This window comes from Halopseudomonas oceani (assembly GCF_963677335.1).
GTDB classification, from domain to species: domain Bacteria; phylum Pseudomonadota; class Gammaproteobacteria; order Pseudomonadales; family Pseudomonadaceae; genus Halopseudomonas; species Halopseudomonas oceani.
Window position 1 is genome coordinate 489226 of the sequence record NZ_OY781932.1, and the last position, 15801, is coordinate 505026.

Annotated in this window: 19 protein-coding genes; 11 read left to right on the plus strand and 8 right to left on the minus strand. The window is 62.4% G+C overall.

Features of this window, described 5'->3' with window-relative positions; translation table 11 throughout:
- Nucleotides 1-92: 92 nt before the first annotated feature.
- Nucleotides 93-848 (plus strand): sulfite exporter TauE/SafE family protein, encoded by a 756-nt coding sequence (locus ACKPCU_RS02185; protein WP_321349540.1) that lies wholly within the window; start codon nucleotides 93-95, stop codon nucleotides 846-848.
- Between the two features lie 127 nt (nucleotides 849-975).
- On the opposite strand, the gene ACKPCU_RS02190 is transcribed toward ACKPCU_RS02185, so the two are convergent.
- On the minus strand, nucleotides 976-2103 hold the full coding sequence (locus ACKPCU_RS02190) for a Fic family protein (protein WP_321349542.1): 1128 nt from the start codon (nucleotides 2101-2103) through the stop codon (nucleotides 976-978).
- Nucleotides 2104-2456: 353 nt separating this feature from the next.
- On the opposite strand from ACKPCU_RS02190, the gene ACKPCU_RS02195 reads away from it, so the two are divergent.
- From ACKPCU_RS02195 to ACKPCU_RS02210, 4 genes are all read left to right on the plus strand, one after another.
- Complete coding sequence (locus ACKPCU_RS02195; RefSeq protein ID WP_321349544.1) at nucleotides 2457-2663, plus strand: ParD-like family protein; 207 nt, start codon at nucleotides 2457-2459, stop codon at nucleotides 2661-2663.
- Nucleotides 2656-3429, plus strand: coding sequence for a type I methionyl aminopeptidase (map, locus tag ACKPCU_RS02200; RefSeq protein WP_321349546.1), 774 nt, complete (start codon nucleotides 2656-2658; stop codon nucleotides 3427-3429). Before ACKPCU_RS02195 ends, map begins: the two co-directional genes overlap by 8 nt.
- A 151-nt stretch (nucleotides 3430-3580) precedes the next feature.
- A complete protein-coding gene (locus tag ACKPCU_RS02205; protein ID WP_321349549.1) occupies nucleotides 3581-4363 on the plus strand; it encodes an SDR family oxidoreductase in 783 nt (260 codons plus the stop codon).
- A 62-nt stretch (nucleotides 4364-4425) separates the two neighbouring features.
- Nucleotides 4426-5139 carry a cytochrome b/b6 domain-containing protein gene (locus tag ACKPCU_RS02210; protein WP_321349551.1) on the plus strand — a complete coding sequence of 238 codons (714 nt, stop codon included), beginning with the start codon at nucleotides 4426-4428 and terminating at the stop codon, nucleotides 5137-5139.
- An 82-nt stretch (nucleotides 5140-5221) separates the two neighbouring features.
- Here the strand turns inward: ACKPCU_RS02210 and ACKPCU_RS02215 are convergent, their stop codons facing one another.
- The 6 genes from ACKPCU_RS02215 to ACKPCU_RS02240 are packed head-to-tail and all read right to left on the minus strand — an operon-like array spanning nucleotide 5222 to nucleotide 8817.
- On the minus strand, nucleotides 5222-5686 hold the full coding sequence (locus ACKPCU_RS02215; RefSeq protein WP_104736769.1) for a c-type cytochrome: 465 nt from the start codon (nucleotides 5684-5686) through the stop codon (nucleotides 5222-5224).
- Nucleotides 5687-5716: 30 nt separating this feature from the next.
- Nucleotides 5717-5902, minus strand: coding sequence for a YgaP family membrane protein (locus ACKPCU_RS02220; protein ID WP_104736768.1), 186 nt, complete (start codon nucleotides 5900-5902; stop codon nucleotides 5717-5719).
- 2 nt (nucleotides 5903-5904) lie between these two features.
- Nucleotides 5905-7650 carry a SulP family inorganic anion transporter gene (locus ACKPCU_RS02225; protein ID WP_321349553.1) on the minus strand — a complete coding sequence of 582 codons (1746 nt, stop codon included), beginning with the start codon at nucleotides 7648-7650 and terminating at the stop codon, nucleotides 5905-5907.
- The gene (locus ACKPCU_RS02230) at nucleotides 7647-8066 is read right to left on the minus strand and encodes a DUF6691 family protein (RefSeq protein ID WP_104736767.1); all 420 of its coding nucleotides are present in this window, start codon (nucleotides 8064-8066) and stop codon (nucleotides 7647-7649) included. The genes ACKPCU_RS02225 and ACKPCU_RS02230 overlap by 4 nt, the downstream gene beginning before the upstream one ends.
- Before the next feature lie 3 nt (nucleotides 8067-8069).
- On the minus strand, nucleotides 8070-8501 hold the full coding sequence (locus ACKPCU_RS02235) for a YeeE/YedE family protein (protein ID WP_104736766.1): 432 nt from the start codon (nucleotides 8499-8501) through the stop codon (nucleotides 8070-8072).
- A complete protein-coding gene (locus tag ACKPCU_RS02240) occupies nucleotides 8491-8817 on the minus strand; it encodes an ArsR/SmtB family transcription factor (RefSeq protein WP_104736765.1) in 327 nt (108 codons plus the stop codon). The genes ACKPCU_RS02235 and ACKPCU_RS02240 overlap by 11 nt, the downstream gene beginning before the upstream one ends.
- Before the next feature lie 93 nt (nucleotides 8818-8910).
- Here ACKPCU_RS02240 and ACKPCU_RS02245 point away from each other — a divergent pair, with 93 nt between their 5' ends.
- Nucleotides 8911-9360: an OsmC family protein gene (locus ACKPCU_RS02245; protein WP_104736764.1), complete on the plus strand. Its 450-nt coding sequence runs from the start codon at nucleotides 8911-8913 to the stop codon at nucleotides 9358-9360.
- Here ACKPCU_RS02245 and gltS read toward each other — a convergent pair.
- Nucleotides 9350-10561, minus strand: a complete 1212-nt coding sequence (gltS, locus tag ACKPCU_RS02250) for a sodium/glutamate symporter (RefSeq protein ID WP_321349558.1) — start codon at nucleotides 10559-10561, stop codon at nucleotides 9350-9352. The two genes, ACKPCU_RS02245 and gltS, sit on opposite strands and share 11 nt — an antisense overlap.
- Before the next feature lie 348 nt (nucleotides 10562-10909).
- Between gltS and ACKPCU_RS02255 the strand changes: the two genes are divergently transcribed.
- The 5 genes from ACKPCU_RS02255 (at nucleotide 10910) to ACKPCU_RS02275 (ending at nucleotide 15801) form a co-directional block, all read left to right on the plus strand.
- Nucleotides 10910-11881 (plus strand): IS110 family RNA-guided transposase, encoded by a 972-nt coding sequence (locus ACKPCU_RS02255; RefSeq protein WP_321349561.1) that lies wholly within the window; start codon nucleotides 10910-10912, stop codon nucleotides 11879-11881.
- A gap of 316 nt (nucleotides 11882-12197) precedes the next feature.
- A complete protein-coding gene (locus ACKPCU_RS02260) occupies nucleotides 12198-12884 on the plus strand; it encodes a thermostable hemolysin (protein WP_321349563.1) in 687 nt (228 codons plus the stop codon).
- Nucleotides 12871-14331, plus strand: coding sequence for an AMP-binding protein (locus tag ACKPCU_RS02265; protein WP_321349565.1), 1461 nt, complete (start codon nucleotides 12871-12873; stop codon nucleotides 14329-14331). Before ACKPCU_RS02260 ends, ACKPCU_RS02265 begins: the two co-directional genes overlap by 14 nt.
- Entirely contained in the window at nucleotides 14328-15011 is a 684-nt protein-coding gene (locus ACKPCU_RS02270; protein ID WP_104736760.1) for a TenA family transcriptional regulator, read from the plus strand. Before ACKPCU_RS02265 ends, ACKPCU_RS02270 begins: the two co-directional genes overlap by 4 nt.
- A complete protein-coding gene (locus ACKPCU_RS02275) occupies nucleotides 14995-15801 on the plus strand; it encodes an SDR family oxidoreductase (RefSeq protein WP_104736759.1) in 807 nt (268 codons plus the stop codon). The genes ACKPCU_RS02270 and ACKPCU_RS02275 overlap by 17 nt, the downstream gene beginning before the upstream one ends.

Consider the following 15801-nt stretch of genomic DNA (forward strand, 5'->3'; position numbering starts at 1 on the left):
CCGGCGGGACGCAGAATCCGGCTCCGCGCCAACGCATGATGACGCGGACGCTCTCCGGATTCCTTACACACCCGCGACAACAAGAAGACACCATGTCCCTCGACACCCTGCTGCTCAATCCCTGGCTCTGGCTCGGGCTGTTTATCCTGCTGGCCTACACCATCGAAGCCATCACCGGCTTCGGCAGTATCGTTATTGCCCTGTCGCTCGGCGCATTGCTGTTGCCGATTCCGGCCATGCTGCCGGTACTGGTGCCGCTCAATATCTGCATGAGCGGCTATCTGGCCTGGCGCAACCGCCAGCACATCCACTGGCCAACGCTGCTCAAGCTGATCTTGCCGCTGATGCTGATCGGCATGCTGCTGGGCTACGGCCTGCGACCGTGGCTCAGCGGTGAGCTGCTCAAGGCGCTGTTCGGTGTGCTGGTGCTGTGGTTTGCCGGTCGTGAGCTGCTGCGCATGTTCCGTGGTCATATCAGCCCGCCGCACCCTAGCTGGCTGAGCCGCAGCCTGACCCTCGGCGCCGGCCTGACCCACGGCCTGTTCGCCTCCGGCGGCCCGCTGCTGGTCTATGCACTGGCCGGTACCCGACTGGACAAAAGCCAGCTGCGCGCCACCCTGATCAGCGTCTGGTTCACCCTCAACAGCAGCATGACCGTGCTGTTTCTGCTCGACGGCAGCCTCCTGCCCAACCTGCCACGCATCGCCAGCTACCTGCCGCTGCTGGTAATCGGCGTGGTGCTCGGCGAAATCCTCCATCACCGCCTGAACGAACAGCGCTTTCGGCAGGTGGTGTATAGCCTGCTGGTGGTGACGGGGGTGTTGTTGCTGGGCAAGGCGGTGCTCTGACGAGCCGACGCGGCACGGTAGGGTGGAGTAAGCCAACGGCGTCTCCACCAGCCATGCACAGGGCCAGCGAACATAGGTGCCGCCCACACACACGCAAAAGCCGCGGAGACGCTGCGCTTACTCCGCCCTACGGGACGGCGCTCAACCTGTACCGGGTACTGCGCCCGCCACCCGGCAGCTTTTCGATGCAGCCCTTTTCCAGCAGATCAGTCAAATGGCGGGTAGCGGTGGCTTTGGACACCTTGGCAACCGCCTGATACTGGCTGGCACTGATACCGTCGGCAAAACCACGCTCACCTCCGTCAAGCAAACGGTTAAGCACCTTGGTCTGCTCAGACGAAAACACGACATCACGGTGCCGTTGCCAGAACCGCGCTTTGATCAGCAACCGCTCAATACGAGCGATTGCCTGTTGCTGACTGTCCAGCAGAGTCGCCAGAAACCACTGCAGCCAAACCGTGATATCCAGCTCGCCTTTTTGGCTGGCTTCGAGCACTCGGTAATACCCCGAGCGGTCATCGAGAATACTGGCCGACATGGCATATAAGCGAATGGCCTGACCATCTGCCTGTGCCAACGCCAGGTCGGTAATGGCACGCGTCAGGCGGCCATTCCCGTCATCAAAGGGGTGCAGGGTGACGAACCAGAAGTGGGCGATGCCGGCGCGCAGCAGCGGGTCAAGCGTATGGTCTGTGCGACTGACAGCGAACCACTGAAGAAACCGCTCCAGCTGCGCCTCCAGGCCTGCACGGGGCGGCGCTTCAAAATGCACTCTGGGTCGGTCCAGACGGCCAGACACCACCTGCATTGGCTCGTCACCGCGCAACCCGCCGACATGTATGGCACCGTGCAGCGGCAAAGCGTCGTCCGGAAACAACTGCTGGTGCCAGTCGAACAGACGGCCCAGGGTCAAGGGCTGATCGACATTGCACGTGGCATCAAGCAGCAACTCGGCCACCCCTTCGCTACGGGCGTTGGATTTCCCGTCCGGCGGCAGGCCAAGGCGCCTAGCGAGCGACGAGCGCACCGAGGCCACGTTAAGCGTTTCACCCTCGATGGCCGAAGAGGTAATGATGTTCTGCAGCAGGGTATCCAGCTGCCCACGCAACTCATCGCCCGGGTCTATCGCTCCCGCCATGCCCAGTAGCTTGCCCTGCGCCTGCGCACAGGCGCGCAGCGACGCAGACAGAACGTCCACACGCCAGGTAAAGGCAGGCCAGTCCGGCTGTTGCCATATCCATTCCACGCCACTCATTACGCGCCCTCACGATCTCATGAGCCCAATATAGCAGCTGTTCGGCTCACCGTATGAGCCAAATAAGGAGCCTAATCGGCTCATCGGTCGCATTGGAGCGGCCAAGGCCAAACCCGCCGCGTAGCGGAGCGACCACGCGAATGCCCAGACACAACCCCCCCACCAGTGCGCGGGGCCCTTGCTGCTGCAGCAAGCCTAGATGCTGCCGGTCACGGCAATATCACTAATGCCGGGAAAGCGTCTATTTGGTGAGCAATTGTTTCGACGACACGTCTGCGGTAGCCGGCTGCGCATTGCATACCATATATGCTTCATATACGATTTGCCCTCTTTTCATATAGCCAGGTTCAGGTATGGGTATCGTCAAGATCAACGATGAGCTGCACGAGGAGGTCCGCAAGGCCAGCTCGGTCATGGTTCGCTCGATCAACGCGCAGGCGGAGTACTGGATGAAGATCGGCATGCTGGCCGAGGCCAACCCTGGTATGTCGTTTACCGACATCATGCGCGCGCAGCTGCGGCATGCCGAGGTCGAGATGAGGACGCTTTCCGATGCCTGAGATCAGGCTGAAAACGCCGCAGGAGATGGCGCTGATGCGCGAGTCGGGCAGGCTGCTGGCGGCGGTGTTTGCCTACCTCGATGGGCAGATCAAGGCTGGCATGTCGACCATGGCGATCAACGATCTGGCCGAGCGCTACATTGTCGACCAGCTCGGTGCGCGCCCGGCCAGCAAGGGCCAGTACGGTTTCAAGTACGTACTCAACAGCTCGGTCAACCATGTCGTCTGCCACGGTGTGCCGTCGGACAAGCAGGTGCTGGCTGATGGCGACATCGTCAATATCGACATTACCCTGGAGAGGGGCGGGTTTATCGCCGATTCCAGCAAGATGTACCTGATTGGCGAGGTGTCGGCAGCGGCAAAGCGGCTGGTCGCCAAGACCTACGACGCCATGTGGGAGGGCATCAAAGTGGTCAAACCCGGCGCCACCCTGGGCGATGTCGGCCACGCCATTCAGCGTCATGCCGAGGGCAGTGGCTACACGGTGGTGCGCGAGTACTGCGGGCACGGCATCGGCCGCGAGATGCATGAAGCGCCTGAGGTTCTGCATTTCGGTCGCCAGGGCAAAGGCCTGGTACTGCGCGAGGGCATGACCTTCACCATCGAGCCGATGATCAATCAGGGCACGGCACGAACCAAGACGCTAAAGGACGGCTGGACCGTGGTGACCTGCGATCAGCAGCTGTCCGCCCAGTGGGAGCACACTATCGCGGTGACCGCGGACGGTTACGAGGTGCTCACCCTGCGCGAGGAAGAACGCGTCTGACCCGTCCCACAAAACACGCCAGCGCCCCGCCCGGTGGCGCTTCATCACCCCTCTGATTGCTGCTCAATCAGCCGCACTGCCGATTGGCTCCCAAGGCCGGCCCGCGGTGCTACCGTCAGCTGACCTACAACACCAACAAGAGGATGGGCGTATGACACTGGCAGCAGGGCGGCAGTCGATTTTCATCACCGGCGCGGCATCAGGTATGGGCCGCGAAACCGCGCGTCTGTTTCGCGAAAAGGGCTGGTTTATCGGTGCCTTCGACCTGAATCTGGACGGTCTGCAGGCACTGCAGGCGGAGCTGGGCGCCGACAACTGCGTAATCCAGACGCTGGATGTCAGTGACAAGGGCCAGTTTGATGCCGCCGTGGCAACGTTTGCCGAAGCCACCGACGGGCGCATGGACATTCTGTTCAACAATGCCGGCATCGTCATGCGCGGCTTCTTCGATGAGCTGCCCTTTGAGGATCAGCTGAAGATCATCAACGTCAACGTCATCGGTGTACTCAACGGCACCCACAGCGCGCTGCCGCTGCTCAAGGCGACACCGAATGCGCTGTGCTTCAACACCTCGTCATCCTCGGCCACCATGGGCATGCCGCTGATCGCGGTGTACTCGGCCAGCAAGCACGCAGTCAAAGGCCTGACCGAGGCGCTGTCCAACGAGTTTCGCCGCTACGACATCCGCTGCGCCGACGCGCTGCCGGGGCTGATCAAGACCGGGATGCCCAGCGAGGAGATGATGGCGGCAGCGCCGGACAAGGGGCCATTCCGGCTGATTGAGGCGATTGAAGTGGCCAAGGCGGTGTGGAACAGCTACCACTCGGACCAGTTGCACTGGTACATCCCCGAAGAACTGGCCGAGCTGGACAAGGCCGCCGGCAACAACCCGGAGCTGCTGCGCGACAAGCTGGGTCGTAACATGCAGCCCTGAGCGACATATCAACGCACCCCTCCGCCCAGACGCTTGCGAGCCCTGGCTGCAGAGGGGTAGCCTTGCAGCCTCTGTCCGACAACCACGAGTCTGCCCTGATGAAAACCCTGGTCTGGGATCTTCCCCTGCGTCTGTTTCACTGGCTGCTGGCACTGACCGTCACCGGCGCGCTGGTGACCATCAGTCTCGGTGGCAACTGGATTGAATGGCACGAGCGCTTTGGTATCGCCGTGATCGGCCTGCTGGCCTTCCGCCTGGTCTGGGGCGTCTGTGGCTCGACCCACTCGCGCTTTGCCAGCTTTTTCCCTACTCCGGCCCGTCTCAAGGCCTATCTGAGCGGCCGTTGGCAGGCGCTGGGGCACAACCCAATCGGGGCGCTGTCGGTATTTGCCCTGCTCGGGCTGATGGCGTTTCAGGCAGTGACCGGCCTGTTCAGCAACGACGATGTAGCCTTCTATGGCCCGCTCAGCCGGCTGGTTTCGAGCGACACTGGCAGCCTGCTCAGCGGCTGGCACCGTTCTACCGAAGAACTGATCTACGCCCTGCTGGGGCTGCATATCCTCGCTATCGTGCTGTATCGGCTGCGCGGCAAGAACCTGCTTGGGCCGATGATTCACGGCAAGGCAGAGGTGCCGGCCAATCAGGTTGAAGAGATGAAGGGCGGCGGCTGGATTGCACTGGTGATCGCGCTGGTCATCGCTGCGGCCGCTATCTGGTTTGCCTCCGGTGCCTGGATTCCCGCGCCGCCGCCCGCGCCCGCCGTGCCGGCCTGGTAGGCCTTCTCAACCGGCGCTACCAGTTGCGCCTATAAAACAAAACCCCGCCAGATGGCGGGGTTTTGTCGTCACGCATAGCGCATCAATCCAGCCGATACTTGTCGTGGCAGGCTTTGCAGGTCTTGCCTACCTCGGCAAAGGCCATACGGATTTCCGACTGGTCACCGGTCGCCGCCTTGGCGGCCAGGGTATTGGCAGCGGTACCCATATTGCCGGCCAGCTGGGCAACGTCCTGCATGTTCTCAAACAATGCCGGATCGACACGGGTATGCACATCGCCGATATCCTGCTCGGTGCCCGGACCGAACAACGCGCCGATACCCGAGTTGGCAATCGCAGCAATGGTGTTGGCCGCAGCCTCGACCTGTTGCTGGTTGTATTCAACACTGCCGTCGATTACCTGGGCCTTGATCTTGCCCATGTTCCAGGCCATATAGGTAAAACCGGCCTGACGGGTTTCAATCTGCTTTTCCGGGTCCATCGCGGCAGCAGAGAGGCTGGTAGCGAGCAGGGCAGAGCCCAGCAGGGTAGTCATCACGGATTTCATACAAACTCCTTTTTTGGTTGTTCTGGGGGCTCACTTCCCGCAGGTGTTGATCCCCAGCAGCGGATACAGCGGGCAGAAGCGGAACGCTCCGGTTGCCAGCGGCACCACACCGATCCAACCCCAAAGTCCGATTGTGCCGGTCAGGGTCAGGGCAATCAGCAATACACCCACAAGGATGCGAAGAACACGATCAATAGTACCTACATTGGCTTTCATGGCTACTCTCCTGAGTGCTCTGGGGCGTGGTCTCTGACCTTGCCCAGGGTGTTAAAGGCGATATCGGTGCTGGGGAAAACCTGGGCGATCTGCTGTCGGATCCAGTCGGTATGCTGCAGTTGGTCCATCACCGGCCCCTTGACCTCTGCGAGGTGCAGCCGGATATCACGCTCGCGCAGGCCCTCGGTCAGCTCGCTGAGCATGTCCAGCCCGGTGCTGTCGATGTGATTGACCGCCGACAGAATCAGTAACACTTCTCTGGTGTCCGGGTACTCGGCCAGCGCCTGCGAGATGGCCTGCTCGACCGCCTTGGTGTTGGCAAAGAAGATGTTCTCGTCGATCCGCAGCGCCAGCAGATGCGGTTCGGTTTCGACCAAATGGCGCTTGGTATTGCGAAAGTAGTGGGTATCCGGCACCCGGCCGACCACCGCCACATGCGGGCGACTGCCGCGCCAGAGCTGGGCAACAATGGCGAAGCAAACGCCCAGCACGATACCCGCCTCAATGCCCAGCACCAGCACACCAGCGGCGGTGCTGAGCAGGGTCAGGCCTTCCGCCCGGTCGTAGCGCCAGGCGCGGCGCAGACTGGCCAGATCGATCAGCGGCACCACTGCAACCAGAATTACCACCGCCAGCACCACCTGCGGTAACCAGGCAAACAGCGGCGCGATGCTGATCAGAATCAGACCAATTACCAGCGCGGATATCACTCCGGCCAGCGGTGTGTTGGCACCAGCCTCGATGTTCACACTGGAACGCGAAAAGCCGCCGCACACCGCAAAGCCGCCACTCAAGCCGGCGCCAATATTGGCAGCGCCAAGCCCCAGCAGCTCGCGATCCGGGTCGATGCTCTGGCGTTTTCTCCGTGCCAGCGACTGGGCAATCGAGACGCTTTCAACAAAGCTGACCAGACTGATCAGCGCTGCCGGCAGCAGCAACGAGCGTAGCGCCGACAGGTCGGGTGTTTGCCATACTAGTGCCGGCAGCCCGGCCGGAATCTCACCCACCACCGGCACACCATGACTCGGCAAATCAGCCAGCAGGGTGAGTACCACACCAAGCACCACCACCAGAATCGGCGCCAGCCGGGCCAACAGGCCGGCCACGGTCGCAGACAGGCCCAGCGCACCGAGGTGCGCAGCCAGCCTGCTGCGCGCATAGATCAGCCAGCACAGTGCTGTCAGGCCCATGGCGAACACCAGCGAATTGCTGTTGTCCCAGCTGCTCGACAGGGTCAGCGGGTCGTCCGGCCAGGCTGCCAGGCCAAGCATCTTCGGCAGCTGGCTGAGCACGATCAGAATCGCCGCACCGCTAATAAAACCGCTGATCACCGGATGACTAAGAAAGTTGGCCAGAAAACCCAACCGCAATAACCCGAATGCCAACAGCATGCCCCCAGACAGCAGCGCCAGCCAGATTGCCAACTGCAGGTAATCGGCCGAGCCGGCAGTGGCCAGCGGGGCGAGCAGGGTGGCGGTCATCAACCCGGTGACCGCCACAGGGCCGACCGACAGCGTCATACTGCTGCCCAGCAGCGCATAACCAATCAGCGGCAAAATGCTGGCATACAGGCCGATCTGCACCGGTAATCCGGCCAGCATCGCGTAGGCCATGCTCTGCGGGATGATCATGATGCCAACCACCAGCCCGGCTGTCAGATCACCCGCCAGCCAGGCACGTCGGTAGTGGCGCATCCAGCCGAACAGCGCATTGCTGCCCGGCGGTTGCAGGCGCAGATCCTGACTCACGCCTTCACCCGGCGGTCATATTGGGCAAATAGCCACATGCCCAGCAGCATCGCGGCAACAAACAACAGCGCCTGCGGAATCAATGCGGAGGCCGCAACCAGCCCCGGCCCCGGGCAGAAACCGGCCACGCCCCAGCCAGCGCCAAACAGCAGGCTGCCGATGACCAGGCGGCGATCGATCGTCCTGCTGGTCGGCAGCTGCGCCTGCTCGCCCCGTAGGGTCGTACCACGGCGCTGAACCCACTGCATGGGCAGGAAGGCAACACCAATCGCGCCCGCCATGACCAGCGCCAGCGACGGGTCCCAGGCACCCGCCAGATCAAGAAAGCCAAGCACTTTGGCCGGGTTGGCCATGCCCGAGATCAGCAGGCCGAAACCGAACAGCAGGCCGCTGGCCAACGCAATCAGTCCACGCATGATTCAGACTCCCAGCAGGTGACGGAGAACGAACACAGTAATAAAACCCGCGCCCATGAAACTCAGGGTAGCGACCAGCGAGCGCGGCGACAGCCGGGACAGGCCGCAGACACCGTGGCCGCTGGTGCACCCCGAGCCCAGCCGTGCGCCGAAGCCGACCAGCAACCCAGCGACGATAAGGGCAACGGGGCCGGCCTCGACCTGCACGTTAATCTCACCAGCCAGCGCCATGTACAGCCAGGGTGCCAATAGCAGACCAAGCACAAACAGCAGCGCCTCGCCATTACCCGCCTGGGGCGTCAACAGCCGTCCAACCAGCCCGCTGATGCCGGCAATGCGGCCGTTGAACAGCATCAGCAACGCCGCTGCCGCGCCAATCAGCGCCCCGCCCAGCAACGCTGACCACGGGGTAAAGGCGGCCCAATCAATGCTCATCAGGGGTCTCCTCGGCACAGAACAGGCCGTAAAGGGTATGGAGAATGGCTAATGCTTCGCGGCTGGCCACCCGGTAGTAGACCTGCTTGCCTTCACGACGGGTGTCGACCAGCCCCTCACGACGCAATACCGCCAGTTGCTGCGAGAGGGTCGGCTGGACGATGCCCAGCAACGTCTCCAACTCGCTGACATTGCGCTCGCCATCAACCAGCTGACAAAGCAGCAGTAACCGGTCACGATTGGCAAGCGCCTTGAGCAGTTGATGGGCCTGATCGGCAGAATTGCGCAGGCGCTGGATATCGGATTGATTGTTCATGACAGCAGTACGATCTCTTGGAACATTCTATTGACTAACAATATATAAAAAAATAGATTGTTTGCAAGCAAGCTAACGAAAATGGAGCCAGCAATGAGTGAGGATCGCGTAGAAGTCACCCTTGAACAGCAGCAGGGCTATCGCTTTGAAGCCCGCTTCAGCAACGGCACGCCACCGCTGATCACCGACGAGCCGGCACCACTGGGCAACAACGAAGGCCCCAGCCCGGCTCAGCTGCTGGTTACCGCGCTGGCCAACTGCCTGAGCGACAGCCTGATCTTCGCCCTGGCCAAATTCCGCCAGCCGAACGATGGCATCCGTACCGAGGCGGCTGGCCTGATCGGCCGCAACGAGCAGAACCGGATGCGCGTAGTCAGCGTGGAGGTGACCCTGCATCTCGGCCATCCGGCCAGCAGTTTTGAACGGCTGGAGCGCATCCTCGACCAGTTCGAGCAGTTTTGCACCGTCTCGCAAAGCGTCGCCGCCGCCCTGCCGATCCAGCTCAAGGTACTCGACAGCGAAGGCACCCTGCTCAAGGGTTGAACAGCTTGAACTCAAGCAACGTCTGCACCAGCGTCGCGTTGGCGATGTCGATAAAGAAGGCACCGAGCAGCGGGATCACCAGATAGGCCTTGGGGCTGGGACCGTAACGGCTGGTCAAGGCATCCATATTGGCGATGCCGACTGGCGTTGCGCCCAGCCCCATGCCGATAAACCCCGCGCTGATGCAGGCTGCATCGTAATTACGCCCCAGCAGCGGAAACACCAGAAATACGGTAAACAGGGTGATCATCAGGGCCTGCATCAGCAGCATGATACCGATCACTCCGAACGCGCCCTGCAATGACAGCAGCGGCAGGCTGATCAGACTCATGCCGAGAAACAGCTGCAGGCTGAGGTCGCCGACCAGTTGGATCGGTCTGGCATCGACCTCCACGCCCGCCATATCCAGCCCGTTGGCGAGCAGGATGCCGAGGAACATGGAAGTCAGAAACGCCGGCAACCGCAGACCCAGCCCCGACAACCAATCGTAAACACTGGCACCCAGCGCAAAACACAGCGCGATCAGCAGCACCGCGGTCAGCAGATGATCCAGATCGATCAGGTAGGTCGTCTTGCCGTGCGCTTCCAGCTGCGGCATCTCGCTCTCGACCTCGCGGCTGGCCAACTGGTGACGTCGAATCAGCCAGGCCGATACCGGTCCACCCAGCAGGCCACCGCTGATCAAACCCGCAGTCGCCATCGCCAACCCCAGGGTGCTGGCGTTAGCCAGCTGGAAGTGTTCCTCGAACAACTGCCCCCAGGTGAGCGCGGTACCGTGGCCACCAGCCAGCGAAATACTGCCGCCAATCAGCCCATACAGCGGGCTTTCCCCCAGTCCCAGCGCCAGCAGCGTACCGACCAGGTTCTGGCACAGCAGAAACACCACCGCCAGCCCGAGCATGATCGCTAACGCTCTGCCTCCGGCCAGCAGCTGGCGTAGCCGCGACGACAGGCCAATGGTGCTGAAAAACGCGATCAGCAACAGATTGCGCAGTTCCAGATCAAACAAAATCTCGCGATCAGACAGCAGCTGAATCACCGCCACCAACGCACTGACAGTCAGCCCGCCGCTGACCGCCGCCGGAATGTTGTAGCGACTCAGCAGACTCACTCGCTGATTGATCCAGTAGCCCAGCCACAGCGCAATCACCGTCAGCGCCAGGGTGGTTGGCGTGTTGATCAGCAGGGCAGTCTGTTCCATGACAGGTCTCGGGTTGGTGGCGTGGGGAGCAGGGGGTAAGCATATACGCAGGGGCGGGGAGGAGCTCAACCCTTGGGTTCCCAGACGCAGACGGGCACGGCATGCCGAGCCCCTTGTATGTTGACTGTGGTCCCTGTGACCATGGTCCCCGACTGATCATCGGGTGGCAGGTGACAGGTCGTCGTGCCCCTGAAGCCTCAAGAGCTTGGTCCGTAGATGGGCCGTCACCTGCCAACACACTCAGACAGTTCGAACGGTATCTGGTGCCGGCGCTGAGCGCCTGAGCACGTATTCGCAAGGTAGAACAGAGTGTGGTGACGATCGCCTGTCAACAGAGCCGGAGGCCCCATGACCTGCGTTATCGGAATCGACATTGCCAAGCACACCTTCGACATCGCCAAGCCGCTGGAGCGCGATAAATACCGCACCAAAGCCAAACTGGCGAACTCCCCCGAAGGCTTCAAGCAATTTGACCAATGGTTAGAGAAGCATGCTGAGCCACATTGCTGGGTGCTGATGGAGGCAACGAGCGTGTACCACGAAGCGCTGGCGACGCATCTGCATCAGCAGGGCTATCAGGTCTGTGTCATCAACCCTGCACGCATCGCCAAATATGCGCAAAGCGAGCTGCGCCGGGTTAAAACAGACAAGACCGACGCCAAATTGATCGCCCGCTACGCACAGCGCCATCTGGAAGAACTGCGTCCTTGGGAGCCCGAGCCAGAGAGCATCCGTCAGCTACGCGGCCTGGTGCGTCGGCTTGCCGACCTGAAGGAGTTGGCGCAGATGGAGCGCAACCGTCTGGACGTTAGCGCAGAATCAGCCCAAGCCTCTATCCGTATTCATCTGGAGCACTTGGACGGCCAGATCGCCTTAATCAACACCGCTATCAACGACCACATCGACAATGACCCGGACCTACGAGAGCAAAAGCGGCTAATGAAGAGCATTGATGGTGTCAGTGATGGCACCACCGCCACGCTGCTGGCAGAGCTGGGCAGCCCCCTGCGATTCGACAGCGCAAGGCAGCTGGCAGCGTTCTGTGGTCTGACTCCGCGTTTGCAGGAATCTGGGATATACCGAGGCAAGTCGACCATCTCGCGCACCGGGTCAGGCCGGTTGCGCGCAGCGCTATACATGCCAGCGCTGTCGGCGATGACCTACAACCCGGTCATCAAAGCGATGAAAGTGAGGCTGGCTGAACGCGGTAAAGCTGGTCGGTTGGCCGTCTGCGCGGCCATGCGTAAGCTGCTGCACATCATCTACGGCGTACTGAAATCAGGTCAGCCGTTCGACCCGATCAGAGCGCTTGCACACTGATCAGGATGACGGTATCTACGCACATGGAGAAATTTCGCGGGCCGGCTGCACCGGATCTGCGTCAATCGTAGGGTCACAGCATGCTGTGACCGAACGGAATCCAATACCTCACCTCGCCCGATCAGCCCCCTCGCACGAGCCCCAAAACCACGTCATCCCCGCGCAGGCGGGGATCCATCACTGTGCCCGGCGTCTCGGTGGATTCCCGCCTGCGCGGAAATGACGAAAATTCAGCAAGCATCGATCAATAGGGCTTCGCTTAAGCCGATCTTAAGATTCGCCCGCCATTCTCCTCCCCAACATGAGGAGGAATGCCATGTCACAGACCCCGGTTCCACAGGCTCGGCAGCTCGCCCGCCTGGGCGATGACGCCACCTTGCTACACGCACCCCAGCATTCCGACTGCCGACTGCGGTCACGGCTGGAGCACTTTGTTCACGATTGCTTTGCCGCCACCTACGGTGCCGACGTCCAACAATTCATGCCGGAACTGCTGGGCCTGTGCCAGCAAGGCGAACTGCGCGCCGGTGTCGGCATGCGCGGCGGTGCTGAAGGCCCGCTGTTTCTTGAGCACTATCTGGATCAGCCCGTGTGCGACGCCATCCGTCAGCACACCGATCTGCCGGTGCACCGCGAACAGGTGGTCGAGGTCGGCAACCTGGCGGCCCTGGCCCCTGGCGCCGGTCGTCTGCTGATCATCGCACTGACCCACTACCTGGCGACCAGCGGATACACCTGGGTGGTATTCACCGGCACGCCGATGCTGCTCAACAGCTTCCAGCGCCTGACCCTCAGCCCGATTGATCTGGGCCCGGCCGATCCCCTGCGCCTGGGCGAAGCACGCCTACAGTGGGGCAGCTACTACGCCACCCAACCGCGGGTAATGGCCGGCTATATCCCGGAAGGCTTCAACCAGCTGGAGCGCCGCGGCCTGTTTGAGCGTATGCGCTACCAACCCGACTACCTGCAAACTGGCCCGGAGATCGCAAATGATTGCGCCTGAAACCCTCTGGCACAGCCTCGACCGTTTCGCGGCTGAGCGCCCCAACAAGCTCGCGCTGAGCGACGAGCAGGGCAGCATCAGCTACGCCGAGCTGCCAGCAGAAATCGGTCGTCGCGCCGAGCACCTGCGCGCCGTCGGCTGCCGCTGCGTCGCCCTGGCGTTGCCCAACGGCCGCGAATGGCTGCTGTGGGATCTGGCATTGCTCAAAGCCGGCCTGACCTGCGTGCCCATCGCCCCCTTCTTCACCCGCCAACAACGCGAGCACCTGCTGACCCGCGCCGGTGTCGATACCGTGCTGGGCATGGCTGACGACGCCGCGGAGCTGCAACCGTTGGGATTTGCCGCCACGTCACTGGGCTGGCAGCGGGCGCCGATCGGCGTAGGCATCCCGGCCGGCACCGCCAAGATCACCTTTACCTCCGGCACCACCGGCATACCGAAGGGCGTCTGCCTGTCGGCCGGCGCCATGCTGCAGGTCGCGGACAGCTTGCGTGAGGCCTGTTCTTCGGTCGACCCGCAGCAACACCTTATTCTGCTGCCACTGGCCGTGCTGCTGGACAACCTGGGCGCCATCACCGCCTTGCTCAACGGCGCCAGCATCAGCGTACCGACCGATACCGGCCTGCAAGGCGCGCAGATCAACCCGACCCGCTTGCTGGACGTGCTGAACCAGAGCCAGCCACACAGCCTGATTCTGGTACCGCAACTGCTGCAGGGGCTGCTGCAGGCAGCCGACGCCGGTATACCGTTGCCGCGCAGCCTGCGCTTTGTTGCCGTCGGCGGTGGCCGGGTTGCACCGTCACTGCTGGAGCGCGCGGCCAAGCACGACCTGCCGGTCTTCGAAGGCTATGGCCTGTCCGAATGCGCCTCAGTCGTGTGTCTCAACCGCCCCGGCCACAACCGTCCGGGCACGGTCGGTCAGCCCCTGCCGCACGTGCAGATCCGGGTTGCCGATGACGGCGAAATCATGGTCCGTGGCGCTCGCGCACTGGGCTATCTGGGCGAGCCGCCGCTGACCGTCGACGAGTGGCCGACTGGTGATATCGGCCGGCTGGAGGATGGCTACCTGAGCATCCTCGGCCGCAAGAAAAACCAGTTCATCACCGCCTACGGCCGCAACGTCAACCCCGAATGGGTCGAGGCCGAGGTCGCCGCCCATCCGGCCATTGCCCAGGTCCTGGTGTACGGCGAAGCCCTGCCGGTCAACGTGGCACTGATCGTGCCACGCAGCCCGGCCTTCCGAGTAACCGACATAGAAGAGGCGATTGCCCAGGCCAACAGCCGCCTGCCCGACTACGCCCGTATCGGCCCCTGGCTGACCGCCAGCGAACCCTTCACCCCAGACAACGGCCTGCTGACCAGCAATGGTCGCCTGCGCCGTGAGCAGATCATTGAACACTATCGTCCGGCCCTGTTGGGCCTGCTGACCGAGGACATTGCGCTATGACTTTCTTTGAGCAACTGCAAACCGAAACCACCAGTGAGCGCGAATACCTGTTCAGTTCGCCGCTGATCCAGGCCGCCCTGCGCGGCGAGGTGCAACGCCACAGCTACATCGCCTTTCTCGCCCAGGCCTTCCATCACGTACGCCACACCGTGCCACTGCTGATGGCCTGCGGCTCGCGACTGGACAGTGACCACGAATGGGTGCGCGAAGCCATGGCCGAGTACATCGAGGAGGAAATCGGCCATCAGGAGTGGATTCTCAACGACATCCGCGCCTGCGGTGGCGACGCCGAGGCGGTCCGCCACAGCACGCCGGCGCTGGCCACCGAGCTGATGGTCAGCACCATGTACGACCGTATCAACCGACTCAATCCGATGTCGATGCTGGGCATGGTATTCGTGCTGGAAGGCACCAGCATCGCACTGGCTACCCAGGCTGCCGGCAGCCTGAAAGAAGGTCTCGGACTGCCGCCGCAGGCGTTCAGCTACCTGACCTCGCACGGCTCGCTGGACCTGGAGCACATGAAGTTCTTCGAGCAACTGGTCAATCGCATCGACAACGACGCCGACCGCACCGCGGTACTGCACACCGCCAAGGTGATCTATCGGCTCTACGCCGAGATGTTCCGCAGCCTGCCCGGCTCGGTTGAAGAGGAGGTGCGCCATGCAGCTGTCAGCTAGTCGTGTGCTGCTGACCGGTGCGACCGGCGGCATGGGCCGCGCCATCGTAGCCGCGCTCTGCGCGCGGGGAGCGCAGGTGCTGGTCGTCGGCCGCCAGGATCAGGCGCTGCAGGCGCTGGTCGAACGCAACCCGTCCCAGGTCAGTTGCCTGCAGGCAGACCTGCGCCGCCCGGCCGACCGCGCCAGCGTGCTGCGTCAGGCTCAGCAGTTGGGCAACATCAACCTGCTGATCAACGCCGCCGGCATCAATCATTTCGGCCTGTTCGAGAACATGCAGGAGCAGGCCATCAACGACCTGATCGAGACCAATCTGACTGCCACCCTGCAGCTGACCCACGCTCTGCTGCCGCTGCTGCGCAGCCAGCCGCAGAGCTGCGTAGTCAATATCGGCTCGACCTTCGGGTCCATCGGCTACCCCGGCTTCAGCGTCTACTGCGCTACCAAGTTTGCCCTGCGCGGTTTTTCCGAAGCGCTGCGCCGGGAGCTGGCCGATACCAACGTGGGCGTGCTCTACATCGCTCCGCGGGCGACCCGCACCGAGATGAACAACGCCGCAGTGGAAGCCATGAACGCCGAACTGCAGGTCAGCATGGACAGCCCCGAACTGGTCGCCGAGCGCCTGGTTCAGGCGCTGGATGCCGATCTGCGCGAGGTTCATCTGGGCTTTCCTGAGCGACTGTTCGTACGCCTCAACGGCCTGCTACCGCGACTGGTCGACAAGGCCCTGCGCCGCCAGTTGCCGACTATCCGCCATTACGCCACACCTTCTGTTCACACCAAGGAGCACTGA